The organism is Methylobacter sp. BlB1 (assembly GCF_015476545.1).
Classification (GTDB): domain Bacteria; phylum Pseudomonadota; class Gammaproteobacteria; order Methylococcales; family Methylomonadaceae; genus Methylobacter.
In genome coordinates this window covers 14926-41266 of the sequence record NZ_JADMKV010000041.1, presented here as the reverse complement: position 1 = coordinate 41266, position 26341 = coordinate 14926, and the positions used below count along the sequence as shown (strand labels likewise).

The 26341-nt window shown below is 49.3% G+C and carries 24 protein-coding genes; 18 read left to right on the top strand and 6 right to left on the bottom strand.

The annotated features are described in order from the left end of the window. Window positions 1-139 precede the first annotated feature (139 nt). The gene (gene lnt, locus IT781_RS14930; protein WP_194970971.1) at window positions 140-1681 is read left to right on the top strand and encodes an apolipoprotein N-acyltransferase; all 1542 of its coding nucleotides are present in this window, start codon (window positions 140-142) and stop codon (window positions 1679-1681) included. 46 nt (window positions 1682-1727) lie between these two features. Here the strand turns inward: lnt and IT781_RS14925 are convergent, their stop codons facing one another. Both IT781_RS14925 and IT781_RS14920 read right to left on the bottom strand, forming a co-directional pair. After that, complete coding sequence (locus IT781_RS14925) at window positions 1728-2504, bottom strand: ParA family protein (RefSeq protein ID WP_194970970.1); 777 nt, start codon at window positions 2502-2504, stop codon at window positions 1728-1730. 62 nt (window positions 2505-2566) lie between these two features. Further along, window positions 2567-3052: a zinc ribbon-containing protein gene (locus IT781_RS14920; RefSeq protein WP_194970969.1), complete on the bottom strand. Its 486-nt coding sequence runs from the start codon at window positions 3050-3052 to the stop codon at window positions 2567-2569. An 82-nt stretch (window positions 3053-3134) separates the two neighbouring features. Between IT781_RS14920 and leuS the strand changes: the two genes are divergently transcribed. The 4 genes from leuS to htpG all read left to right on the top strand — a co-directional run bounded on the left by leuS (window position 3135) and on the right by htpG (window position 9191). After that, window positions 3135-5588, top strand: a complete 2454-nt coding sequence (gene leuS / locus IT781_RS14915) for a leucine--tRNA ligase (protein ID WP_194970968.1) — start codon at window positions 3135-3137, stop codon at window positions 5586-5588. 15 nt (window positions 5589-5603) lie between these two features. Further along, entirely contained in the window at window positions 5604-6095 is a 492-nt protein-coding gene (lptE, locus tag IT781_RS14910; protein WP_228779178.1) for an LPS assembly lipoprotein LptE, read from the top strand. 1 nt (window position 6096) lies between these two features. Further along, window positions 6097-7122 (top strand): DNA polymerase III subunit delta, encoded by a 1026-nt coding sequence (holA, locus tag IT781_RS14905; RefSeq protein ID WP_194970966.1) that lies wholly within the window; start codon window positions 6097-6099, stop codon window positions 7120-7122. A 146-nt stretch (window positions 7123-7268) separates the two neighbouring features. Further along, window positions 7269-9191 carry a molecular chaperone HtpG gene (gene htpG / locus IT781_RS14900; protein ID WP_194970965.1) on the top strand — a complete coding sequence of 641 codons (1923 nt, stop codon included), beginning with the start codon at window positions 7269-7271 and terminating at the stop codon, window positions 9189-9191. 61 nt (window positions 9192-9252) lie between these two features. Here htpG and IT781_RS14895 read toward each other — a convergent pair whose 3' ends face one another. From IT781_RS14895 to IT781_RS14880, 4 genes are all read right to left on the bottom strand, one after another. Beyond that, window positions 9253-9900, bottom strand: coding sequence for a DedA family protein (locus IT781_RS14895; RefSeq protein WP_194970964.1), 648 nt, complete (start codon window positions 9898-9900; stop codon window positions 9253-9255). A gap of 122 nt (window positions 9901-10022) precedes the next feature. After that, window positions 10023-10433: a biopolymer transporter ExbD gene (locus tag IT781_RS14890; RefSeq protein WP_194970963.1), complete on the bottom strand. Its 411-nt coding sequence runs from the start codon at window positions 10431-10433 to the stop codon at window positions 10023-10025. Between the two features lie 2 nt (window positions 10434-10435). Then, window positions 10436-11101: a MotA/TolQ/ExbB proton channel family protein gene (locus IT781_RS14885; protein ID WP_194970962.1), complete on the bottom strand. Its 666-nt coding sequence runs from the start codon at window positions 11099-11101 to the stop codon at window positions 10436-10438. Between the two features lie 73 nt (window positions 11102-11174). Then, entirely contained in the window at window positions 11175-11957 is a 783-nt protein-coding gene (locus tag IT781_RS14880) for a TonB family protein (RefSeq protein ID WP_370527018.1), read from the bottom strand. 428 nt (window positions 11958-12385) lie between these two features. Here IT781_RS14880 and tgt point away from each other — a divergent pair, with 428 nt between their 5' ends. The 13 genes from tgt (at window position 12386) to nhaD (ending at window position 26022) form a co-directional block, all read left to right on the top strand. Then, entirely contained in the window at window positions 12386-13501 is a 1116-nt protein-coding gene (gene tgt / locus IT781_RS14875; RefSeq protein WP_194970961.1) for a tRNA guanosine(34) transglycosylase Tgt, read from the top strand. A gap of 40 nt (window positions 13502-13541) precedes the next feature. Then, a complete protein-coding gene (gene yajC / locus IT781_RS14870; RefSeq protein WP_194970960.1) occupies window positions 13542-13895 on the top strand; it encodes a preprotein translocase subunit YajC in 354 nt (117 codons plus the stop codon). Between the two features lie 76 nt (window positions 13896-13971). Next, window positions 13972-15822 (top strand): protein translocase subunit SecD, encoded by a 1851-nt coding sequence (gene secD / locus IT781_RS14865; protein ID WP_194970959.1) that lies wholly within the window; start codon window positions 13972-13974, stop codon window positions 15820-15822. Window positions 15823-15842: 20 nt separating this feature from the next. Beyond that, on the top strand, window positions 15843-16778 hold the full coding sequence (secF, locus tag IT781_RS14860) for a protein translocase subunit SecF (RefSeq protein ID WP_194970958.1): 936 nt from the start codon (window positions 15843-15845) through the stop codon (window positions 16776-16778). Window positions 16779-16873: 95 nt separating this feature from the next. Further along, on the top strand, window positions 16874-17305 hold the full coding sequence (ndk, locus tag IT781_RS14855) for a nucleoside-diphosphate kinase (protein WP_194970957.1): 432 nt from the start codon (window positions 16874-16876) through the stop codon (window positions 17303-17305). Next, on the top strand, window positions 17280-18392 hold the full coding sequence (gene rlmN, locus IT781_RS14850) for a 23S rRNA (adenine(2503)-C(2))-methyltransferase RlmN (protein ID WP_194970956.1): 1113 nt from the start codon (window positions 17280-17282) through the stop codon (window positions 18390-18392). Before ndk ends, rlmN begins: the two co-directional genes overlap by 26 nt. Further along, the gene (gene pilW / locus IT781_RS14845; RefSeq protein ID WP_194970955.1) at window positions 18382-19146 is read left to right on the top strand and encodes a type IV pilus biogenesis/stability protein PilW; all 765 of its coding nucleotides are present in this window, start codon (window positions 18382-18384) and stop codon (window positions 19144-19146) included. The genes rlmN and pilW overlap by 11 nt, the downstream gene beginning before the upstream one ends. A gap of 17 nt (window positions 19147-19163) precedes the next feature. Further along, the gene (gene hisS / locus IT781_RS14840) at window positions 19164-20441 is read left to right on the top strand and encodes a histidine--tRNA ligase (RefSeq protein WP_194970954.1); all 1278 of its coding nucleotides are present in this window, start codon (window positions 19164-19166) and stop codon (window positions 20439-20441) included. 69 nt (window positions 20442-20510) lie between these two features. Then, entirely contained in the window at window positions 20511-21158 is a 648-nt protein-coding gene (locus IT781_RS14835; protein WP_194970953.1) for a tetratricopeptide repeat protein, read from the top strand. Beyond that, window positions 21158-22351 carry an outer membrane protein assembly factor BamB gene (gene bamB, locus IT781_RS14830; protein WP_194970952.1) on the top strand — a complete coding sequence of 398 codons (1194 nt, stop codon included), beginning with the start codon at window positions 21158-21160 and terminating at the stop codon, window positions 22349-22351. The genes IT781_RS14835 and bamB overlap by 1 nt, the downstream gene beginning before the upstream one ends. Window positions 22352-22356: 5 nt before the next feature. Then, complete coding sequence (der, locus tag IT781_RS14825) at window positions 22357-23757, top strand: ribosome biogenesis GTPase Der (RefSeq protein ID WP_194970951.1); 1401 nt, start codon at window positions 22357-22359, stop codon at window positions 23755-23757. A gap of 107 nt (window positions 23758-23864) precedes the next feature. Beyond that, window positions 23865-24359: a thiol peroxidase gene (tpx, locus tag IT781_RS14820; protein ID WP_194970950.1), complete on the top strand. Its 495-nt coding sequence runs from the start codon at window positions 23865-23867 to the stop codon at window positions 24357-24359. 247 nt (window positions 24360-24606) lie between these two features. Then, on the top strand, window positions 24607-26022 hold the full coding sequence (nhaD, locus tag IT781_RS14815) for a sodium:proton antiporter NhaD (protein WP_228779177.1): 1416 nt from the start codon (window positions 24607-24609) through the stop codon (window positions 26020-26022). The last annotated feature ends 319 nt before the right edge of the window (window positions 26023-26341 follow it).

Genomic DNA, 26341 nt, shown 5'->3' with positions numbered 1-26341 from the left:
AGAGCCGCTGCCAGCAGCTGCACGGCCCGCCGGGCCCCTTGCCCTGGATCAATTTGATAGCTTGCTCTAAATGGTTATTTAAAAAAAAGTCAGATTGGCTTATTCTGATTGATCTATTATTCAAATCAGTATTTGTTTTATGTACTTTTCAAACAGTAAATATTGGGACTTAGGTGCGCCGGTTGCCGGTATTTTACTGGCTTTATCATTTGCCCCGTTTAACTATATTTATTTAGCTCTCCTGTCACTGATTTTTCTGTTTGCGTCCTGGCAAAATGTATCACCCGGACGGGCACTGCTAAGAGGCTATTTATTTGGCTTAGGCTTATTTGGTTTAGGCGTATCATGGGTCTATATTAGTATTCATGACTTTGGGGGGGCTGGCTTGCTGAGCTCGATTATACTTACGAGCTTATTTATTATTGTTTGGGCATTATTCCCGGCATTATGTGGATATCTCTCAGTAAAGTTAATGCCGCCAAATGTTAATCTTTTGCAACTTTTGGCAATTCCTTTTATTTGGGTACTCATAGAATATGTACGAGGATATCTGGTGCTTAATGGATTTCCATGGTTGCAAGTTGCATATTCTCAATTGGAAGCTCCTTTAGCAGGTTATATCCCTATTGTAGGGGGATATGGCACCAGTTTTTTATTAGCATTTACTGCATCCTCTTTTGTAATTCTGATGTTTTATAAAAAACATCTTGTGATATTAACCGCTATTATTGCTGTGTTATGGAGCATGGGCAGTTGGCTGCAGGCTGTAAAATGGACCCAAGATGTAGGCAATCCTATCAAGGCTTCTTTAATTCAAGGTAATATCTCTCAAGATCAAAAATGGAAATTAGAGAATAGAAATCGCATTCTGCAAAAATATAAAACTATGACGGAAGAACACTGGGATTCGGATGTCATTGTTTGGCCAGAAACCGCAGTACCTGCTTTTCTATCCGAAGTTAATGAGTCTTTTTTATTGCCACTAAGAATGGAAGCGGCAAAGAATGGTACTGACTTGATTATCAGTATCCCCATAAAAGAAAATTTACGACATGAAAAGTATAATGCGGCTATAACTTTGGGCAAAAACGATGGTATTTATCGAAAAAGTCATTTATTGCCGTTCGGAGAGTATTTGCCATTACAGCCCTTGTCAGGGTTTATGTTAAGCATATTGGATATTCCATTAGCTCATTTTTTACCAGGAAGAACAGATCAGCCATTATTAAAAGCAGGAGGCTATACGTTTATAACTTCAATTTGTTATGAGGATGCCTTTAGTGATGTGAATATTCGAGGCTTGCCGGAAGCAGCTTATCTAGTTAATGTGACTAACGATGCCTGGTTTGGAGACTCATTGGAGCCTCATCAGCATATGCAGATTGCAAGAATGCGGGCAATGGAAACGGGACGTTTTTTGTTGCGGGCAACAAACACGGGAATAACTGCAATTGTGTCGCCTCAAGGAAAGATTATCAATCAAGCGCCTTTGTTTGAAACAACGGCGATCAGTGGAACTATAATTCCTATGGGAGGAATGACGCCCTATGCTAGACTCGGAGATAAGGTGATTATAAGTGTAATAGGGATTTTGCTTTTGGCCTTGATTGTGTACGGCAATACTTGCCAGAAGGTCGCTGGAAGACCTGTTATGACACGTAAACATAGTCCTCGTTATTGAAAATACTCAGGAGTAACAAACGGGGGCAACCCCTGAGCAAAAAGATTTAGTTGCTGTGAATTTCTGCGTGTAATGCTTTGAATTCTTCGGTCAATTTATGATTAGGCGCATAATGAATCAATGGTCGGGCTTCTGCATGCGATTCTCTGACTTTAATCGAAGGCGAAATCATTGCCGCCAGTACAGGTAATCCTTCTTCGACAAGCTGATCAACTAATTGACGAGGCAAATTGGCCTGTTTTTGGAATTGGTTGACGACAATACCTTCAATTTCAAGATCTTGGTTATGGTCGGCTTTAACTTCTCTTAAAGCCTGCATCAGTAAATAGAGAGCTTCTCGAGCAAATGTATCACAATCAAAAGGAATCAGGCACTTATCTGCAGCGATTAAAGCTGATTGACTGTAAAAGTTAAGGATGGGAGGCGTATCCATATAGATAGCGTCAAAGCCCTGCAATTTTTCTAGTGCTTCTTTCAATTTAAAAATTTTATAGCGCGATTCCAAACGAGCTTGCAAGGGCTCAAGATCAGGATGTGAAGGAATAACGAATAGATCAGGAAAGGGTGTTTCATGGATAACATTTTCAAGTCCGGAATTGTTGCCTCCGAACAGGCCAAGACTTAAGCTGTCTTTAAAAAAGTGGGCAATAGTTTTATCGCTGTCACTAACTTTCTTGCCGAGCAAGTATTGGGTGGAGTTGCCTTGAACGTCCAGATCGATCACTAAAGTGCGTTTGCCTTCCACGGCACTGATGGCGGCTAAATTGCAGGTAATCGTAGATTTGCCGACACCGCCCTTCTGGTTGAAAATGACCCTGCGCATGTTGTTATTCCTCATGGAATCAAATAGATAAAACTCACATTATAAAGCCTAGACTGGCAATATCAAAGGCGGACAAAGGTTTTACCGTGACAGGCCGGGCATTCGGGAATTTCGCTGGTCGATTTAAAGGCAATTTGCTTATCGCATTGATCGCAAACAAACGTTCCAGGGCCAGTGATATTGCCGGTGTGATAAGTATTTAGCTCCGCCAATTGTCCTAATTTTGCAAGTTCAAGACGGGTTTTATCGGCAAGGCTTAAAAAAGCATCCAACGCGAAGTTTTCAATCAGCTCAATATCAAATTTAAACCACTCCGAGAGTGATTCGGTGTCTTTTGTTTCGGATAGGCCATGCGCGGCATGTTCAATATCGCGTTTCACATAATCCGATACTTGATCGATTTCATCTTTGGTCAAATCGGTGGATTTTCTGGTTTTTTCTTTCGAAATTTCCAATGCATCTGCTAAAGAATGGATGGTCTCATCCATGGTTTCATGCAAATGCTTCATGAATTCGTTATAGGCGGCGATAAATTTATTTTTATTCATGGTTCAACTCCTGAAAAAGGCGCTTTAGATTTAAGCTTCTGTGCGGTATTCTAACGCTTTTGACTGGTAAAAGACGAGAAGGATGCAAGAAAATTATAAGCCGTTAGTTATTGAGCAAGAGGTACAAAAGGCCTGGGAAGAGTCGGGTGTGTTCAACGTGTCGGAGTCTTCGGCTCAGGAAAAGTATTATTGCTTATCCATGTTCCCCTATCCCAGCGGCAAGCTCCACATGGGGCATGTTCGTAACTATACGATTGGCGATGTGATCAGCCGTTATCAACGCATGCTGGGCAAGAATGTCATGCAGCCAATGGGCTGGGACGCATTCGGTCTACCAGCGGAAAATGCGGCCATGAAGCATGGCGTTCATCCCGCCGACTGGACGTATGACAATATCGATTACATGCGCGATCAGCTTAAGCGATTGGGCTTCGGCTATGATTGGAACCGGGAGATAGCGACTTGTGATCCGTCTTATTATCGTTGGGAACAATGGTTCTTCATTAAGTTGCTGGAAAAGGGCCTGGTTTATAAAAAAACCGCACCGGTCAACTGGTGTCCGCATGATATGACCGTGCTGGCCAACGAACAGGTCATCGACGGTTGTTGCTGGCGTTGCGATACTCCGGTGGAAAGAAAAGAAATCGCACAGTGGTTCTTGAAGATCACGGACTATGCCGATGAATTACTGCAATCTTTGGAAACATTGGATGGCTGGCCGGAACAAGTCAAAACCATGCAGGCTAATTGGATCGGCCGTTCCGAAGGTGTGGAAATGGATTTTCAGGTGGCAGGTATGGAGCAGCCTTTAAGAATTTATACGACCCGGCCTGATACCCTGATGGGCGTTACCTATCTGGCTGTCGCGGCCGAGCATCCGTTGGCGCAGAAAGCTGCCGAAAACAAGTCTGAGCTCATGGCATTCATTAACGAGTGCAAAGTTATGGAAACGTCCGAAGCCGCCATGGAGACCATGGAGAAGCGCGGTGTGGATTCAGGTATCAAAGCCATCCATCCGATAACCGGCGAGCAGGTTCCGGTCTGGATTGCCAACTTTGTGCTGATGGGGTACGGCACCGGAGCGGTCATGTCTGTGCCTGCGCATGATCAGCGCGATTTTGAGTTTGCCAGAAAATACGGCATTGCGATTAAACAGGTGATTTTTGCCAAAGACGGTGAAAATGATGATTGTTCAGAACAGGCTTATACCGCTAAAGGCGTCTTGCGCAACTCGGGCGAGTTCGACGGCTTGACATCGGAGCAGGCCTTTATTGCGATTTCAGAAACACTGGAAAAAGCTGGCAAAGGACAGCGTAAAACCAATTTCCGCCTGCGCGATTGGGGGGTCTCTCGTCAACGTTACTGGGGTGCGCCGATCCCCGTCATCTATTGCGATGATTGCGGTACGGTGCCAGTTCCTGAGCAGGATCTGCCAGTGGAATTACCGCGTGATGTAGTGTTGGATGGTTCGCAATCACCTTTGGTAGCGCATCCGACATTCTCCCATGTGAATTGCCCGACTTGCGGAAAAGAAGCGCGCCGCGAAACTGATACTTTCGATACGTTTATGGAATCCTCATGGTATTTTGCCCGCTTTGCCAGCAGCGGCAGTGCCAACAGCATGCTTGATGAAAATGCCAAATACTGGCTGCCGGTCGACCAATATATCGGCGGTATCGAACATGCGATTTTGCATCTGTTATACGCGCGTTTTTATACCAAGCTGCTCCGCGATGAAGGTCTGCTGGTTTGTGATGAACCCTTCAAAAAACTGTTGACGCAAGGCATGGTGCTGAAGGACGGCAGTAAAATGTCCAAATCCAAAGGCAACACAGTCGATCCGCAAGCCTTGATTGATCAATACGGCGCCGATACGGTGCGCTTGTTCATTATGTTCGCAGCACCTCCCGAGCAATCGCTGGAATGGTCCGACAGCGGTGTCGAGGGTGCTTTCCGGTTCCTTAAACGGCTCTGGAAACAGGCTTATTTGCATATCAATGCCGGCGGCTCGACCCAAAAAGTGGACAAGCAGGTATTGACCGAAGATCAGCAGGCTATCCGTCGCCAGTTACATCAGACCATTCAAAAAGTGACGGATGATCTTGGCAGACGCTATACCTTTAACACAGCCATTGCCGCCAATATGGAGCTGGTTAATGCACTGTCCAGATTCAATGATGAGTCCGAAAATGGCAAGGCGGTTCGCCAGGAAGCATTGGAAGCGATCGTATTAATGTTATCGCCGATCGTGCCGCATATCTGTCATCAGTTGTGGCTGGATTTAGGGCATCAGCAGGCGGTTGTCAGTGAATTATGGCCTGAAGTCGATGTAACCGCTCTGGAACTGGATTCGTTAGAGCTGGTGATCCAGGTAAACGGTAAATTGCGCAGTAAAATTTCCGTTTCAACCAGCGCTTCTAAAGAGGAAATGGAAGCCATGGCGCTGGCTGATGAAAATGTTAAGCGTTTTATAGAAGACAAACCGGTCAAAAAGGTCATTGTCGTGCCTAAAAAGCTGGTTAATATTGTAGTTTAAGAGATGTATTTATTGATGAAAAAATCGGCCATCTTCATTATGGCCTTGTTATTGAGCGCGTGCGGTTACCATTTGCGCGGTGCGCTTGATTTGCCATCGGGCATGAGAAATGTTTATCTGGATGGCGGTTCAGAGCCGTTACGGGAACAATTCAAGCGCACATTGAAATCCTCTGCTGGCAAGCTTACCAACTCACCGGAAGGAGCCGGCATGACCATCAGGATATTCGGCGAGGATCTTAATCGGAGGGCATTGTCGTTGGATGCCAAAGGTAAGGCTGAAGAATTTGAATTGCTTTACCGGTTGGAATATGAAGTGCTAGGTTCAGGCAAGTCCGTGCTGATGAAGAGGCAGCCAGTCGAGATAAGGCGTGACTATTTCAATGATCAGCAGGATATTATGGCTAAGGATAATGAAGAAGCCGTGATCCGTAATGAAATGTATCAACAGGCCGTGCGTACGATAGTCGACCGTGCGCGGGTTGTATTGGAGGCGAACGCCAAATAACATGCGTTTAAAACCCGAGCAGTTAGGGGCCGAGCTTCAAAAGGGTTTGGCGCCTGTTTACTTTATTAGCGGCGACGAGCCGTTACAACTTGGTGAACTGGCCGATGCCGTCAGAGAAGCCGCAAGACAGGCTGGCTTTTTGACGCGCGAGGTCTTTTCAGTCGAAACAGGGTTTGAATGGAATGATTTGACGGCGGCTGCCGATTCATACTCCATTTTTTCAGATAAGAAAATCATCGATTTAAGGTTGCCTTCCGGCGCTCCGGGAACAGAAGGCTCGAAAGCGCTGACCGCTTATTGCGAACGCTTGCCGGCCGATACGGTTTTGCTCATTACGGCCGGCAAGCTGGCCAGTGCCGCATTAAAGACGCGCTGGTTACAGGCTCTGGAAAAGGCCGGGGCAGTCATTCAGGTCTGGCCCCTGGACGGACAGGATTTAATCCGGTGGTTGCAGCAAAGAATGCAGCGGCGCGGACTCAGTACTGATCCGGAAGGGCTGAAAATACTCGCGTCCAGGGTTGAAGGCAACCTGCTTGCCGCTGCTCAGGAAATAGAAAAACTCTATGTACTGTATGGTCCTGGGCATTTGAGCGATCAGCAGATTCTCGATGTCGTAGCCGACAGTTCCCGATACGATGTGTTCAAGTTGATCGATTGCGTGCTGGGAGCCAGCATGAAGCGCATTTTCAAAGTGCTATCAGGCTTGCAGGCGGAAGGCATTGCAGCGCCGGTGATCTTATGGGCTCTCACGCGCGAAGCCAGAACATTGATCAAGATGAAAAGAGCGATAGCCCAGGGACAAAACAGAGAGCTGGTATTTAAAAACAATCAGATCTGGGATAAGCGTAAACAGCTGGTCAGCCATGCGTTGAACAGACTTAGCGAGCAGGATTTGAATAGCGTATTGCTGTTAAGCGCCAAGGCCGACCGGCAAATTAAAGGTCAGCAGAAAGGCGACGCGTGGGAAACGCTGCGGACTATCTGCCTGGTATTTGCATCAACCCCGGTTATGGCTGATACAGTCTGAACCTGGCATCGTCCAGACGGCTGTCATTGGCTATCTACAATACAAAAATCACATCGTCATCAATATCATGCGGCAGGGGCTTGAAAAAAATAAATGCGCCCCAATATTCGCAGTCATCCCATTTTTCATTATCAGGAATAATAAAGATGACTGTTGAAGCAAAGAAAGAAACCCTAGGGTTTGAAACCGAAGTTAAGCATCTCCTGCATTTGATGATTCATTCCTTGTACAGCAACAAGGAAATCTTTTTGCGCGAGTTAATTTCAAATGCGTCCGATGCGGCGGATAAATTGCGTTTCCTGGCATTGTCCAATGACAGCCTGTACGAAAGCGACAGCGATCTGAAGATCCGCCTTGGATATGACAAGGACAAACGCACGATCACGATTATCGATAACGGCATCGGCATGACCCGTGCGGAAGTGCAGGAGCATATCGGCACAATCGCAAAATCCGGCACCAAACAGTTTTTTGAAGCCTTAACAGGCGATCAAGCCAAAGACAGCGAGCTGATAGGCCAGTTCGGCGTTGGTTTCTATTCAGCTTTTATTGTCGCCGACAAAGTGACGCTGACTACGCGTAAAGCCGGTGCGCCGGTTAATGAAGGCGTTCGTTGGGAGTCGGCCGGCGAAGGCGATTACACCATTGAGTCGGTAGAGAAGCCCAAACGCGGCACTGAAATCGTCTTGCATCTGAAAGAATCGGAAAGCGAATTCCTGGACGGCTATCGCATCCGATCCATCGTCAGAAAGTTTTCCGATCACATTTCCTTGCCTATTGTCATGGACAAAGAGCCTATGCCTTCTATGGGTGAGGAAGGCGAGGAAGAAAAGCCTGCTGCGCCTGAAGAAGAGACTATCAACAGCGCCTCGGCTTTATGGACCAAAGCCCGCCAGGAGATTTCCGAAAACGATTACAATGAGTTTTATAAGCATGTCGCCCACGATTATCAGGATCCGATGGCTTATGTTCACAGCAAGGTGGAAGGCTCCAACGAATACACGCTGTTGCTCTATGTGCCATCGCATGCGCCATTCGATATGTGGGATAGAGAAGCCAAGCACGGCGTAAAACTGTACATTCGCAAAGTCTTCATCACTGATGACGCTGAACAGTTGATGCCGCGTTATCTGCGTTTTATCCGCGGTATCATTGACGCCAACTCGTTGCCGCTGAACGTGTCACGCGAAATCCTGCAGCAAAGCAAGAATATCAGCAATATCAAGTCAGGCGCCGTCAAAAAAGTGCTGGGCATGCTGGAAGGCATAGCTAAAAACGAGCCGGAAAAATATGAGAAGTTCTGGTCCGAGTTCGGCGCTGTCATGAAAGAAGGTCCAATAGAAGATCATGCCAATAAAGACCGCATTGCCAAACTGCTGCGTTTCGCCTCGACGTATACCGAGGGCGGCAAACAGTCGGTCACATTGGAAGACTATGTGAGCCGCATGAAGGAAGGTCAGGAAAAAATCTACTATGTCACGGCGGACAGCTACTCGGCGGCCAAAAACAGCCCGCATCTGGAGATTTTCCGCAAGAAAGGCATAGAAGTGCTGCTGTTATCCGACCGTATCGATGAATGGCTCGTCTCGCACCTGGGCGAATTCGACGGCAAGCATTTGCAATCCGTCGCCAAAGGCGAGCTGGATTTAGGCACACTTGAAGACGAAGCCGATAAACAAGAGCAGGAAGAAGTCAATAAGGACTTTGAATCGGTATTGAAGCAGATCAAGGACGTACTGGCTGATAAAGTCAGCGAAGTGCGCTTAAGCCACCGTCTGACCGAGTCCCCGGCTTGTCTGGTTTCCGATATTTACGGCATGAGCCTGAATATGGAACGTATCATGAAAGAAGCCGGCCAATCCATGGGCTTCGGCAAAAAGCCCATCTTCGAGATCAATCCGACACACCCTCTGGTAGCGCGCCTAAAAGAAGAACAGGATGATGCGAGGTTTGCCGATCTGGCCCATATCCTCTTCGATCAGGCTATCTTGAGCGAAGGTGGACAGCTGGATGATCCGGCCGCTTTTGTTCATAAGCTGAACGGATTATTGCAGGGATTGCTGCACTAAAATCAAAAAAGGCTGGATACTCTCCAGCCTTTTTTATATCTGTTGAACCTGTTGCTGCGCTTTATTGATTTTTTGCCCGCATGCCCTGCCAGGCATGATGCGCCACAGGCAGAAATGAGACGGCAATAATGCCTAAAACGACCAGCTCGAAATTCTTCTTGACCAGTTCAAGATTGCCGAACTGATAGCCCAGCGTAATGAGTCCGCCCACCCATAAACAGGCGCCAGTGATGCAAAAAATGATATAGCGCGGATAACGCATATTGCCTGCGCCCGCCACGAAAGGCGCGACGGTTCGAATAATCGGTATAAACCGGGCAATGATCACGGTTCTGCCGCCGTGTTTTTCATAATAGGTTTCGGTCTGTTCGATATATTCCCGTTTAAAAAAGCCAATTTTTTCGCGCGCTTTGACTTTCGTGCCGAAAAACTTGCCGATGACATAGTTAAGGTTATCGCCAGCCAGCGCTGCAACGATTAAAAGCGCGATCAAAAGATAGATATCGAGTTGTCCGGTGCTGGCTCCCAGAGCGCCAACGGCAAACAGCAGCGAATCGCCCGGCAGCAGGGGCATGACGACCAAGCCTGTTTCACAAAAAATAATCAGGAATAATATGGCATAGGTCAGGGTGCCGTACTGTGCCAGAATATCGGCGAGATGCGCATTGAGATGGATGAAAAAATCTAATAGCTGTGCAAGTAATTCCATAAGTGCCGAGTTTTAACCTATAAAAATTGGTTATTGTATAAAAAATGACTTAAGACCCGCTTCAGAAGTTTCATTTATCAGACCGATATCGCATTAACCCTAACTTGGGGCGGCGGCAGCTATTATTTTTCTACCGTCACAAACGCTATTTTGACTAGCCCCGCATGTTGTACGGTGGCCATGACTTCGGCGACTTTTCCATAAATGACGCCTTGGTCGGCATAAAGATGCAGTGCCACTTGGGGATTTTTCTCCAGCTCTTGCTTCAAAATGGTTTCCAGGGCGGCCAGATCCGCAACAGGCTGTTTGTTGAGCGTTATGCCGCCTTGCGTATCAATGCCGAGCTGCAAGGGCTGCTCCTCCACATTCGCTGTGGTTTCGGCCGTTTTCGGCAGCGCCACATGCACCGATTGCGTCAGTAGGGGCGCTGTCACCAGAAGGATTATCACCAAAACCAGCATGACGTCAACGAGCGGCGTGACGTTGATTTCGCTCATGGCATCTTCGTTTTCGGATTGTGTTTTAAAGGCCATTGCTATTCCTTGTTTTGAGCATCTGCGCTTAATGCGGCATGCATGAAGCTGGTCACGAAATTTTCCAATCCGGCGCGTTGCAGTTTGACGCGGCGCAGGAAAAAGTTGTAAGCCAGCACGGCCGGTACGGCGACGGCAATGCCGATAGCAGTGGCGACAAGGGCATCGCCAATAGGGCCGGCTACGACATCGAGGCTTGTTGAACCACTTTCGGTGATTTGGTGCATGGCGTGCATGATGCCCAAAACCGTTCCGAACAGGCCAACGAACGGCGCCGTGCTGCCGATACTGGCCAGCAAGGTCAAACCGCTTTCCATCAAATGTTGCTCTTCCTGCATTTGAACGAAAAGAGATTGTTCCAGCAGTTCGCTGGGAGTGCCGCGAAACTTAAGGCTCTTGGCGGAAACTTGTCGACTCTCGGCCAGCCAAGCCAAGCCTTGGCGTGCAATTCGCGCTTGCGGTCCCCTGAATGCGCTTGCAGGTAAAGCCTCTGCCTCAGCCAGTGTGGCAGAGGCCCAAAACGCGCTGTTGAAAAGCCGATTCCAGGCGCTGTTTTTCCAGAATTGCCAGGATTTAAAGATAATAAGCGTCCAGGTTGCTACCGAAAACGTCAATAGAACATAGAAAGTCCCATCGACAATAACGGTAGGGGATATGTGATGAAGCATTAAGATCTTCTCCTTCTTGAGTCATTCAAAGTAAAAATAACGGGATTGCATGAATACAAGACATTCAAGCCCATCACTTCGATAATTTAAATTTAAGTATTTGCACCGCGCGTTGCGCAACCGCTACGCCATTGACCAGTTTTTCTTTAAATTGCCATTTTTTGATGGCATCCATCGCCGCATCGTCGAAAATATCGGTGGGCTCGGCCTCGACAACGACGGCATCCGATACAGTCCCTTCCGTCGTGATGGTGAATTCGATTTTAACCCAGCCTTCAATATGCCGATTCGCCGCACGGGTAGGGTACTTAGGCGGAACGCGCACGAGCGGCATGATGCCCGAAACGACTGTTTTGGTATCGGCTTTTGCCGCTCCGGTCTTCTCAGCAGGCTTGCTCGACTGATTAATGGTCGGCTGGGGAGTCGCCGGTGCAGGCGTTTCCGCTTTTTGTGCCGAATCAGAAAACGATGGCGGAGCCGGGAGCGGTTGCTCGACAATAGGCTGTGGTTTTGGAAGCGCCACAGGCTTGCTAACTTCCGGCGTTTTCTTTTTGACTGATTGTTTGACAGGCGGCTTTTTCGGCTGAATTTTTTTGGGCTCGACCGGCTTTGGCTTGGGCGGCGCCGGTTTTGGCGGAGAAAGGGGCGCGACTGCGGGTTTGGGGCTTGGCGCGGAAAGCAAAGCCACTTCCATTACCTTAGGCGGTTTTTTCGGGCTGTCGGGTTCATTCGGCTGTAATAGCCAGACAATGACCAATAAATGCAGCAGTAGCACTAGAATCGCTACTAATCCAACCATCGGGCGGAGGCTTGCCTCGGCAGTCAATCTGTCAAATAGGGTTGGTTTTTCTTGCACTATCGGTATCATAACGTCGCTGAAATTCATTAAATCCTGATCAGTTGAGCGTCACTCTGTTGTGAATAGTCTTGCAAATATCTAAAACTTGAGGTTGCTTACGGTCGGATTGGCGCCGGGGCGGATAGGGTTTGAAAAAAGCTTTGGGCCGGCGTATTCATCATATCGATGTGTTGTAAGGCGCGCTATTTTAGCCCAGCCGCTTAGTAAAAGGTAAATTTTTTTAATAATCTCAAACAATTATTTGAACGAGCATGAATCAGAGCAGTCTTAGGCTGTCAATGATCGACATGTCCGCCGTTCGCTCAGTCTATCGGTTGTTTTTGTCTGTAAGTTGAACAGTTTATTGCAGGAACTGTTGCAACTGTTGCACTAAAGATCCAAAAGGCTGGATAATCTCCGGCCTTTTTATGCGTTAAAGTAGTACCATGGAATTTAAGTTAATCAATACTGACGGTCACGCCCGGCGCGGCCAGCTCAAATTTGCCCGCGGCATTGTAGAAACCCCGATTTTCATGCCAGTTGGCACCTATGGCGCCGTTAAATCATTGACGCCGGAAGACCTGACCGGTGTCGGCGCCCAAATCATTCTGGGCAATACGTTTCATCTCATGCTGCGCCCGGGCACTGAAGTCATGAAGATACATGGCGATCTGCATGACTTCATGAAGTGGGACAAGCCCATCCTGACCGATTCCGGCGGCTTCCAGGTATTCAGTCTCGGCGCATTAAGAAAAATTACCGAGCAGGGCGTCACTTTTAAATCGCCTATCAACGGCAGTTCGATTTTCATGGGGCCTGAAGAATCGATGCAGGTGCAGCGCGATCTCGGGTCGGATATCGTCATGATTTTTGACGAATGTACGCCATACCCGGCGACCGTTCAGGAGGCGGCCGATTCCATGCGCCTGTCCTTGCGCTGGGCAGCACGCAGCAAGCAAGCGCATGGCGATAATGAATCCGCTCTGTTTGGCATCGTGCAGGGCGGCATGTATGAGCATCTGCGCCAGGAGTCGATAGACGGTCTGGTCGATATTGGCTTTGACGGTTATGCCATCGGCGGCTTGTCGGTAGGCGAGCCGAAAGAAGAAATGATGAATACGCTCGACGTCGTGCATCCTAAAATGCCGGTGGACAAGCCGCGTTATCTGATGGGGGTCGGTACGCCGGAGGATCTGGTTGAGGCGGTCAGGCGCGGCATAGACATGTTCGACTGCGTGATGCCGACGCGCAACGCCCGCAACGGCCATCTTTTCACATCGACCGGCGTGATAAAAATCAGGAACAGCCAGTATCAATTCGATACCAATCCCCTGGATGAATCCTGTGGCTGCTATACCTGCCGCAACTATTCCAGAGCCTATCTGAAACATTTGGATCGATGCGGAGAAATGCTGGGCTCCAGGCTCAATACTATTCATAACCTGTACTATTACCTGAGCCTGATGCAAGGGTTGCGCGATGCGATTGAAAAGCAAGAGCTGGATGTTTTTGTCAAGCAGTTTTACCAACAACGAGGAAAAGCCGTGCCGACTGTGGCATAATGGCTGAATTTTAATTACATAATAACAACCGAGGATAACAATGAGTTTCTTTATTTCCGACGCCTTAGCGGAAGCCGCGGCTCCCGCCGCCCAACAACCCGGTATGGAAGGCATGATTTTTCCACTGGCCATCCTGCTGTTTTTCTATTTTCTGTTTCTGCGCCCGCAAGCCAAAAAAGCCAAAGAACAAAAGCAGATGCTGGCATCTCTCAATAAAGGCGTCGAAGTCGTGACTACAGGCGGAATTCTGGGCAAAGTCGTTGATCTGGATGAGAATTTCGTCAAGCTTGAAATCAGCGATAATACTTTCATTCAAGTCCAGCGCCATGCTATTGCCAGCCTGATGCCGAAAGGAACTTATAAAGCGGTAACTAAAAAGGTTAATAAAGCTTAATTATTGCCCCTGTGTCAGAGCTTGTCGGCAAGAAGCTGAGTCAGCTAAGACGCGGTTTAATCGTTGGAATAAAATAATGAATAACCGTTTCCCTCTTTGGAAAAATCTACTAATCCTGATTATCTTCATTATCGGGCTTATTTATACATTGCCGAATCTATACGGCGAAGACCCTTCTGTTCAGGTGACATCTACACGAGACGTCAAGCTGGATCAGCAACAGGCTGGCCAGATCGAGTCAGCCGTCAAAGCCGCCGGACTTGCTCCAAAAACGATTGAGTACAAGGATGGCAGTTTTCTGATTCGCTTTAACAATACCGATGATCAGCTTAAGGCTGCCGATCTGCTCAGAGAGCAAATGGGCAGCAATTATACGGTGGCGCTAAATTTGGCGCCTAGGACGCCGGAATGGCTGCAATCCTTGGGCGGCAAGGCCATGTATTTGGGTCTGGACTTGCGCGGCGGGGTACATTTTTTGCTCGAAGTGGATATGGATGCAGCCGTCAAGCAGGCCGAGGAGCGCTATACTGAAGATGTCCGTTTGGCGTTGAGGGGCGCAAAGATGCATTATCAGTCAGTTTCCAAGGACAGCGGCTACATTAAGGTCAAGCTTAAATCGGCCGATGAAAAATCTGCCGTATTGGCTCTTCTGAAGAAGGATTTTCGTGCGTTGGATTTGACCGAGCCCGATGCTCAGGATGAAATTTGGCTGAAGCTCTCTGAAGTCGAAATACGCGAGATTAAAAAATTCGCCGTAAGCCAAAACATGACTACATTGCGCAATCGAGTCAACGAGCTTGGCGTGGCGGAGCCTGTCATACAGCAGCAGGGCGAAAACCGTATCGTCGTGCAGTTGCCTGGTGTGCAGGACACGGCGCGCGCCAAGGAAATTCTGGGTACTACAGCGACACTGGAATACCGGCTTGCTGATGTCGAACATGATGTGCAAAAGGCTGTGCAGGGCCAAGTGCCTGTAAGCAGCCGTTTATATTACGACAAGAACGGCGCGCCTATTCTGTTGGATCGCCGCATTATTGTCACCGGGGACCAGATTGTCGATGCTCAATCGGGCATGGATCAGGATGGCCGGCCCATGGTATCGATCACGCTGAACGGCGTCGGCGCCACGAAGATGGGCAAGGTCACTCAAGCCAATATCGGCAGACCTATGGCTGTGGTTTTCATTGAATATAAAGTCAATACCAAAACGGTCAACGGTGAAAAAGTTCATCATAAAGAGAAAGTTGAACAAGTCATCAGTGTTGCGACGATTCGCGATGCCTTCAGCAAACGTTTTCAGACTACCGGGCTCGACAGTCCTCAGGAAGCGCGCAATCTGGCGCTTCTTTTAAGAGCGGGTGCATTGGCGGCGCCGGTTGACATCGTGGAAGAACGTACCGTCGGCCCAAGCTTGGGTCAAGAAAATATCGGTAAAGGTATCAATTCCAATGTCTATGGCTTCATGGCGGTGGCGTTTTTCATGATCGTCTATTACCGCGTGTTCGGTCTTTTTTCCATCGTCGCGCTGGGCGTGAACGTGTTGCTGTTGGTTGCGGTGCTATCCATGCTACAAGCCACATTGACGCTGCCGGGCATGGCCGGCATTGCGCTGACCGTGGGCATGGCCATCGACGCCAACGTGCTGATCAATGAGCGAATACGCGAGGAGCTCAGGCTCGGCATGACGCCCGGAGCCGCGATTTATGCCGGTTATGAGCGGGCTTTTGCGACTATTTTGGATTCCAACATCACGACCTTGATTGCCGGCATCGCGTTATTCACGCTGGGGTCTGGCCCCATTCGCGGTTTTGCGCTAGTGCTGTGTATTGGGATTTTAACTTCCATGTTCAGTGCGGTTGTTGTATCAAGATCGTTAGTCAATTTCGTCTATGGTCGGCAGCATAAGTTGGATAAATTGGCTATCTGAAGATAGTATTTGAGGATTCAATGGAACTTTTTAAAATTAAACACGATATTCCGTTTATGCGTTATGGTCGGCTTACCACGACCATTTCGTTAGTTACTTTTATTTTGGCGATACTGGCCTTAAGCTTTAAGGGACTTAATTTTGGCTTGGACTTTACCGGCGGTCTTCAAATCGAAGTCGGCTACAATCAGCCGGCCAACGTCGAAGCGATTCGAAAAGTATTGGAAGATCAAAAAATACCCGATTTTTCGGTGCAGAATTTCGGCAGTGTAAAGGAAGTATTAATCCGTGTGCCGATGATGCCTGAAACCAACGACACCAAATTGAGCGAAGTAATATTGGCAAAACTGAAAGAGCAGGATTCCAGTGTCGTATTACGTAGCGTCGAGTTTGTTGGGCCGCAAGTCGGCCAGGAATTGTTTGAAAGCGGCGGACTGGCTATGCTGTTAGTCATAGCGGGGATTATGTTGTATTTGGCTATCCGCTTCGAGTGGCGTTTCGCCTTGGCGGCTATTATCGCCAACATGCACGATATCGTGATTATTCTCGGCATGTTCGCGTTTTTTCAATGGGAATTCACGCTGCCGGTGCTGGCCGGCATATTGGCGATATTAGGCTATTCGGTCAACGAATCGGTCGTGGTATTCGACCGGGTACGGGAAAATTTCCACAAGATGCGCGATACGAGCGTTCCCGACATGATCGATAACGCCATCACAACGACGATGTCTCGTACCATTATTACGCACTTTATGACGCAGACGATGGTATTGGCGATGTTTTTCTTCGGCGGTGAAGCGCTGCATAATTTTGCGCTGGCGTTGACTATCGGTATCGTGTTCGGCATTTACTCGTCGGTGCTGGTCGCAAGTCCTATCGTACTGTGGTTGGGCGTATCGAGAAAAGACCTGATGTCGGTCAAAAAAGAAACCGCTGAAATCGACGATTTGCCTTAGCGTTAACGGCTAAGTGGCTACAAGAACGGCCGTCAATCGGTTATAATAAGCATTTATTAATTAATTATTTATTTAAATTCGGAGTTTTAAAACACATGGCGATAGAACGCACTTTTTCAATCATCAAACCTGACGCTGTAGCAAAAAATGTTATCGGCGAAATCTACAGCCGCTTTGAGAAAAATGGCTTACAAATCGTTGCCGCTAAAATGGTGCATTTAACGCAAGAACAGGCCGAAGGCTTTTATGCTGAACACAAAGAGCGCGGCTTTTTCAAAGACCTGGTGGCTTTCATGATTTCAGGCCCGGTCATTATGCAGGTATTGGAAGGTGAAAATGCGGTTCTGAAAAATCGCGAACTGATGGGTGCTACCAATCCTAAAGAAGCAGCACCTGGTACTATCCGTGCCGATTTCGCCAACAGCATCGACGAAAACGCCGTGCATGGCTCCGATGCGCTGGAAACGGCCAAAAGAGAAATCGCTTTCTTTTTCTCAGACAATGAACTCTGTGCACGCACCCGCTAATCAAAGACGCATCAATCTCCTGGATTTCGACAGAAAAGGCCTCTCGGCTTTTTTTGTCGAGATCGGCGAGAAACCTTTTCGCGCAACGCAACTGCTTAAATGGATTTATCAGGAAGACGTTCAAGACTTCGACCTGATGACCAATTTAAGCAAGCCGTTGCGCGCTTATTTAAACGAACACTGCTGCATTGAAGCGCCCGACATTGTAGTTGAGCAAGTTGCTACAGACGGTACCTGCAAGTGGGCGATGCAGACCCAGTGCGGCAACCGTGTGGAGACGGTCTTCATTCCGGAGGAAGGGCGCGGAACACTGTGTGTGTCTTCGCAGATCGGCTGCGCTTTGGCCTGCTCGTTTTGCTCCACGGCCCAGCAGGGTTTTAACCGCAACCTGACGACGGTAGAAATTATCGGGCAGCTATTTGTCGCACAGAAGCGTCTGGGCTTCGATAACCGCATCACTAATGTCGTCATGATGGGCATGGGTGAGCCGTTGCTGAACTTTGATAATGTCGTTGCGGCTATGAACCTGATGATGGATGATTTCGCCTACGGGCTGTCCAAGCGCCGCGTCACGATCAGCACTTCCGGCGTTGTACCGGCCATGTATCGGTTGACCGAAGTCTGCGACGTAAGCTTGGCGGTATCGCTGCATGCCGTGACCGATGAACTGAGGGATGAACTGGTTCCCATCAATAAAAAATACCCGCTCAAAGAGCTGATGGCAGCCTGTAGAGAAAACGTCAAGATTGCGCCGCGCCGCAAGATTACGTTTGAATACGTGATGCTGGAAGGTGTGAATGACTCGCTGCAGGATGCGCGGGGATTGATTAAATTATTGAAAAACATACCATCAAAACTGAATCTGATACCGTTCAATCCTTTTCCGAACTCCCCTTATCGGTGTTCCAGCGACGAGACGATCAACCGTTTCAGAATGCTTTTGAACGAGGCCGGGATTGTCACGACAGTCAGACGCACGCGCGGCGAAGATATTGATGCTGCCTGCGGCCAACTGGTTGGGAAAGTCGCGGATAAAAGTCGTAGACATCTGAAAATCAAACTTGCGAGTTCCGAACGTGCAGCCTGAATCAAGCAAAGCCATTAAGTTTTTTAGCAGCGTTTTGTTAGCGTCGGCATTGACCGCCTGCGCCGGGATGGGTGGGGCAAGCGCAAAAAATAAAGAGTCTGCTGATGTCCACCTACAGCTGGGCGTGCGCTATATGGGCATGAACAAGCTGGAGTTGGCTAGAGAGAACCTGCTGGTGGCGCTGAAGAAAGACCCGGATAATGTCAAAGTGCATAATGCGCTGGCTTTTCTGTATGAAAAAATCAACCTGTATGACGAAGCCAATGATCATTATGAGACAGGATTGAAACTGGCGCCCGATGATCTGGGCGCGCAAAACAATTATGGCCGTTTCCTTTGCGAGCGAGGCAAATATGAAGAGGGTACCGCCTTATTGACCCAGGCATCCTCCACTCCTCTGAATGACAGGCCGTGGATGGCATTGACCAACCTCGGCCGGTGCCATGTCGGCATGGGGCAGCCGCAACAAGCCGAAACGTATTTCCGGCAGGCATTGGATGCAAATGCGGCCTATGCGCCGGCATTGCTGGAAATGCAAAAGCTCAGCTATAAAAAAGGCGAGTATTGGGCGGCGAAAGGCTATTTGCAGCGCTATCTTGCTGTAGCGCCTCATACGGCTGAAACCTTATGGTACGCGATGCAGGCTGAGCGTGCGCTAGGCAATCAGGAGCCGGCCGAAGAATACCGGCAGCAATTATTGGAAAAATTCCCCCTTTCAGACGAAGCAAAAAAGACTCAGTCTGTTAAGCGATAACAGACCCTATCATACACATGGCAAATAATATTCAAGCAATTCGCGGGATGCACGACGTGCTTCCCGATCAGGCACCGCTCTGGCAATATGCGGAGCACATCATCAGAGACGTGCTCGGCGCTTATGGCTACAGCGAAATCCGGCTGCCTATCGTAGAAAAAACAGAACTTTTCAAACGCTCTATCGGCGAAGTCACCGATATTGTCGAGAAAGAAATGTATACGTTCGAAGACAGGAACGGTGACTCCTTGACACTGAGGCCCGAAGGTACGGCCGGCTGCCTCAGGGCCTGTCTGGAACATGGCTTGCTGCATAACCAGGTTCACCGGTTATGGTATTATGGGCCTATGTATCGCCATGAGCGGCCACAGAAAGGCCGCTATCGCCAGTTTTTTCAACTGGGCGTGGAAGCCTACGGTATGGCAGGGCCGGATATCGATGTCGAGCTGATTCTGATGATCGACCGTTTATGGAAAAAGCTTGGCATCCGCAATAAAGTCACATTGCAGCTCAACTCGCTAGGCACGATTGCAGAGCGGGTGGCTTACCGTGAAAAACTGGTCAGCTATCTCCAGGGGCATCTGGATCTGCTGGATGAAGACAGCTTGCGCCGCCTGAATACCAACCCGTTGCGCATTCTCGATACCAAGAATCCGGCCATGAAAGAGGTAGTCGCCAATGCGCCCGAATTAATGGATTATCTGGGCGATGACAGCCGCAATCATTTTACTACCCTGACTGCCACACTCGATGATCTGGGCATCGCCTACGAACTCAACTCCAGATTGGTGCGAGGACTCGATTATTACGGCAAGACCGTTTTTGAATGGGTGACGGACGAGCTGGGTGCGCAGGGTACGGTTTGTGCGGGCGGCCGCTATGACAGCCTGATCGAGCAGCTGGGCGGCAAAGCCAATCATGCGGTCGGTTTCGCCATGGGCATGGAACGGTTGCTGGCCTTGATGGAAACGCTGGACAATGTTCCCGTGGCAAGACCGGTAGACGTTTACATGATCCGCGTAGGCGAGAAAGCCGAAAAGGAAGGCTTGCGTTTTGCCGAAGCCATCAGGAATGAAATTCCCGGCTTGAAGCTTCAGGTCAATTGCGGCGGCGGCAGTTTTAAAAGCCAGTTTAAAAAGGCCGATAAAATCGGCGCCGAATACGCCCTCATTTTGGGTGATGATGAAGTCAGTCGCGGCGAAGTCGGCATCAAATCCTTACGGCATGAGCAAGAGCAGCAGACCTTGTCCCTGACGCAAGCCATTGCATTTTTTAAAGAGCATCTGCAATCCTGATGGATTAGGGCAGTATCTGTCGGGCGCAACTTTACCGTTTCCTTAAATAATTACAGAAAGAGAAAGCACGTGGCAATTTACGATACAGAAGAAGAACAGGTAGAAGCGTTAAAAAAATGGTGGAAAGAAAACGGCGTATCAACCATTACCGGTCTGGCGGTGGGCATCGTCCTTATTCTGGGCTGGAACTACTGGCGAGATTATAAGAAAGATCAGGCGGCGCAAGCTTCAGCCTTATACGATCAGTTACTGTCAGCGGCTGATGCCGGTAATAAGGAATCGGCTGAAAAATTGGCCGAGCGCGCGCAAGCAGAGTTCGGCAAGACCGAATATGCGTCATACAGCGGACTGATGGAGGCAAAGCTGCAAGTTCAGAAGGGCGATCTGGCTGCCGCCAAGCAGACCCTGGAAAAACTTGCGGCAAAATCCAATGACGAAGTGAGCCACATCGCCCGGGTCAGACTGGTGCGTCTGATGCTCGCGACAGGCGAATACGAACAGGGGCTACAGGTCATCAATAAGGTTGACCCGGCCGCCTCATCAGGTTTTACGGCTATCTATGATGAATTACTGGGCGACCTATACGTCGCTATGGATCGCCGTGATGAAGCGCGCACTTCTTATCAGAATGCGTTAAGAAATGGATCTCAATCACCGTTGTTGCAATTTAAAATCGATGATTTGACTGCTCCAGAAATTGTGCAAAGTCAAAAATAATGCGCTTAATTACGCTTTTATTAGCTTGCCTTGTATTGACTGGTTGTGCGGCATTGGACACTGCTGGTGAGTCGCTTTCAGGCATAACCGATTACTTTACGGGGGGGGAAGACAATACCGATCCTCCTGCGGTATTAGGTGAAATTACACCTGAGATCCAGGTCGAAGTGCTTTGGAAAAAAAGCATCGGTGTCGGCGCGGATGAACATACGTTAAAGCTTGTTCCGGCCATAGGCGCCGGGAAAATACTGGCCGCGGATAGAGAAGGTCTGGTGCAGGCCAGAGAGCTGAGTACGGGTGATCTGAGCTGGGAAGCAGAAACCGAATTTCACTTTTCCGGCGGTCCGGGGCTGGGTGCCGGTACCGTGATTTTGGGTACCAGCGACGCTGAAGTTGTGGCTCTAAACTTTGAAAACGGGCAATTGCTCTGGAAAGCCGGCGTGTCCAGTGAAGTGCTTTCAGTGCCTGTCATCGCCAATGGGGTTGTTGTCGTCCGGACTACAGACGGTTCTGTTACTGCGCTGGATGAGAAATCCGGCGGTAAACTGTGGAGCTACGAGCAGAGCGTGCCGGCGCTTAGTGTGAGAGGAACCGGTTCGCTGCTGATCAGCGGTGATAACGTCATTGGCGGGTATGACAACGGCAAGCTGATTGCCTTGCGTCTGAACGATGGCAAGCATATCTGGGAAACCAGCATTGTGCTTCCGACAGGACGTTCCGAAGTTGAAAGGCTAGTCGATCTCGATGTGGACCCGATTGAAACGGATGGCGTTATCTATATCGCCAGTTATCAGGGCGGCATCGCAGCGGTTTCGGCAGGAGACGGTGACGTCATGTGGCGCAACGAGTCGATTTCGTCTTCCTCAGGTATGGCCAGCGACTGGCGCTATTTGTATCTAACAGATTCAAAGAGCGATGTTTGGCAGTTGGAACAGCGCACCGGCGCCTCATTATGGAAACAACAAGATCTGCATCAAAGAAAACTGACAGCTCCGGCCACTTATGAAAGTAATGTCGTGGTCGGCGATTTGGAAGGTTATGTGCATTGGCTGTCCACTAGCGACGGCAGACAGCTGGCTCGCGTCCAAGTGACCGACAGCGCTATAGATGCCAAACCCCTCGTGGTAGACAATACCGTTTACGTTTATGCTAAAGACGGCACGCTTGCCGCCTTAAGAGCTCGATCCTTATAAAAAATATGTTACCTGTAATAGCCCTGGTTGGGCGCCCTAATGTCGGCAAGTCCACATTGTTCAATTATTTAACACGCAGCCGCGAGGCGCTGGTGGCCGATTATCCCGGTCTGACCAGAGACAGGCAGTACGGACGCGTCAAACACGGCAGCCGCGCCTGTCTGGTGGTCGATACCGGCGGCATAGCCGACGATGCGGAAGGCATCGATAGCTGTGCCAAAAAACAGGTGCAGATCGCGCTCGATGAAGCCGATGTCGTTTTTTTCATGGTCGATGCGCGCGAAGGGTTGAATGCGTCCGATCAGGTTATCGCTGACACGCTTAGAAAACTGAACAAGCCGGTCATCCTGGTCATGAATAAGGTCGACGGCATACATGGCGATGTGGCGGCTGCCGACTTTCATTCACTGGCGCTGGGCGAGCCGGTACAAATCGCCGCGACACATGGCCGTGGCATACCCGAATTATTGGCGCGCGCCGACCGGTTGCTGCCGCCTCCCGATAAAGAGGCAGAAGACCTGCGTGACGGCATCAGCGGCATCGGCATTGCCGTGGTCGGCCGGCCGAACGTCGGCAAATCGACACTGGTCAACCGGTTGTTAGGCGAAGAGCGCGTGGTCGTGTTCGATGAGCCCGGCACGACGCGCGACAGTATTTATATTCCGTTTGAGCGTGACGGCAGGCAGTTCACGCTGATCGATACGGCCGGTATGCGCCGGCGCTCAAAAGTGTCTCTAGGCATCGAAAAGTTCAGCGTCATCAAGTCATTGCAGGCGATTGAAAAAGCCAACGTCGTCATTTATCTGATAGACGCCAGCGAAGGCATCACCGATCAGGATGCGCATTTGCTGGGACTCGTGCTGGAAGCGGGCAGGGCCCTGATTATCGGCCTGAACAAATGGGATGGCTTGACCACGGAGCAGAAAGAAACCGTCAAGCGGCAGATGGATGTCAAACTGTCGTTTCTGGATTTTGCTGAAAAACACCCGATTTCCGCGCTGCACGGCAGCGGCGTCGGCAAACTGTTCGATGTCGTGCATACCCTGTACGATTCGGCCATGCTCGACATGAGCACGCCGGCACTGACACGGATATTGAGCGAAGCGACGGCTGCGCATCAGCCACCTTTGGTGAACGGGCGCCGGATCAAGCTTAAATATGCCCACCAGGGCGGCCGCAATCCGCCTATTGTAGTCATACACGGCGTTCAGACCGATGTGTTGCCGAATGCCTATAAGCGTTATTTAATGAACTATTTCCGCGACAAGCTAGGTCTGAAAGGAACGCCTATCCGTCTGGAATTCAAATCGCCGGCCAATCCCTTTCACGGCAAGAAAAACAAATTGACCGAGCGCCAAATACAAAAACGCAAGCGGCTGGTAAAGCATAACAAAAGTAAAAAGTGATGCCAGGGGTGATGGGCAGGCAAGCAATGAGCAGATTGCTCATCAGCGTTATCGAAACGTTAAAGTCGACATGTGTAAATTGATTACCCACCTGGAGGATACAAACGATGGCTACAATTAAATTTCAAGGCAAACCGTTACATACATCGGGTGAATTGCCCGCAGTCGGCAGCAAGGCGCCGGACTTTACATTGGTCAACGGCAAATTGCAGGAAGTGACGCTGGCGACCTATGCAGGTAAAAGAAAAATTCTGAATATCGTGCCGAGTCTTGATACGCCCGTATGCGCCGCGTCAACGCGTAAGTTCAATGAAAAGGCCTCACGCCTGGACAATACCGTCGTTCTGGTGGTTTCGGCGGATCTGCCTTTTGCGCAAGCCCGCTTTTGTGAAGCGGAAGGTCTCAAAAATGTGATTCCGCTGTCAACCTTCCGTTCCAGTTTTACCGATGACTACGGCGTCCGTATTACCGACACCATTCTTGCCGGTTTGGCGGCTCGCGCCATTGTCATTCTGGATGAAAATGACAAGGTGATTTATACGCAACAAGTTGATGAAGTAGCCAACGAGCCAGATTACGAGAGCGCACTGGCGGCACTTTAATCTTCAGGTGTTCAGATGACTTAAGAAATTCCTCCGCGCCTTGAATTGATCAAGGATTATAAACAGTGTTTTTACCAAAAAGAGCGATAGCCGTGTTTGAATAAGAAGGTCGGCAGTCGTAAACTAGTAACATGCGTACAAGCTGCTGGCGGGCTTGCCATATCTTCTAAAGCCCGCCATTTTAAGTCCAGATTCTCCATAATATTTCTCCATAAGCTTTATGTTTAGAAAACTTTCGCCATACTTGATGGCTTTAATCTCTTTTGGCCTGCCGGCGCTAGCTCTGGCGGGTGAAAATGCTGCCGCGGATCCCCTGCAACCGTTAAATCTGACCTTGCATTGGGTGGGGTATTCGGCAATTGCGGTTTTTGTCGTGGCTTATGTGCTTGCTATGTTCGAAGAAGTCACCGAGCTTCGCAAATCAAAGCCCATGGTATTTGCAGCCAGCTTGATCTGGGTGTTCATCGCTTTCATTTATGTTAACGGAGGCATGGGCGAATCTGCAGGAAAGGCCTTCCGTGCCAGCCTGGAAGGGTTTGCCGAGCTGTTTTTGTTTATCATGGTTTCCATGGCTTACCTCAATGCCATGGAGGACCGGAACGTTTTTGAAAATCTGCGCATCTGGCTGTTGAGCAAGAATTTCAGCTATCGGCAGTTATTCTGGATAACGGGCTGGATGTCTTTCGGGCTGTCCTCAGTCTGTAACAATCTGACCACGGCTCTGCTGATGGGGGCTGTGTTACTGGCCATGGGCAAGGACAACAAGCGTTTTATCACCGTAGCCTGTGTAAATGTCGTTATTGCCACTAATGCCGGCGGTTCGTTCAGCCCTTTCGGCGATATTACGACGCTATTGGTTTGGCAGAAAGGGGTCGTGCCGTTCATCAGTTTTTATTCGCTGTTAGTTCCGGCCATCGTCAACTTTGCGCTGCCTGCGGCAATCATGCATTTCTGGATTCCCAAGGCGCAACCTGCGGCGGCCAGTGAAGCGCCTGTCATCAAACGTGGTGCCGGCATCATCATTTTTCTGTTCCTGATGACTATCGTAACGGCGGTTTGTTTTGAGAATTTCCTTGACCTGCCGCCGGCAGCCGGTATGCTGATGGGGCTGACTTACTTGAAGTTTTTTAGCTACTACATGCAAAAGACGCCTGGCAAAACCAATGGCGCGCCGGATACCGACGCAATGGACATTCCGATGATAGGAGGCAATGGCCAGCATGAGTTCGATGTATTCAAGAACGTAGCCAATCTGGAATGGGACACGCTGCTGTTTTTCTACGGCGTCATGATGAGCGTTGCCGGCTTGAGCTTCCTGGGTTATCTGGAACTCGCCTCGCATTTCCTATACGGCGAAATCGACCCGACTATTGCCAACATTTTGGTGGGCATCTTTTCGGCGTTCATTGATAACGGTACGATCATGTATGCCGTATTGACCATGCTGCCGGATATTTCCCAAGGTCAATGGCTGCTGGTCACGCTGACCGCAGGCGTGGGCGGCAGTCTGCTGGCTATTGGATCGGCTGCCGGTGTCGGCTTGATGGGACAGGCAAAAGGTATCTACACGTTCAGCAGTCACTTGAAATGGATGCCCGTCATTTTGCTGGGTTATTTCGGCAGCATCGCCGTGCATTTCCTGATCAACGCGGACTATTTCTAATCCTGCCGTTTCTGCCGGCAGTGCGCATAACGCTGCCGGCAGAAACGGCTTGTCCAGCCTATTCAATCAATCCCGTCGCATTGGCGCATTTCCTGAATAAACCCGGGTAAATCGGATTGTTCCAATCATCAGCTCATGAAAGGGGGATCTGGCTCAGCCCTTGCGTGAGATTGAAATTCCCACTGCTGTCCGAACTTATAGTTCGTAGAATCGAGATAAAACCTGAATGTTCAGCATAAAGTCGCGAGCCCGCCATATCGGTGTATAGAATCTCAAGAAGGGAGACAGAAGCCGTCAATCATTCATGACTAACGGCGTT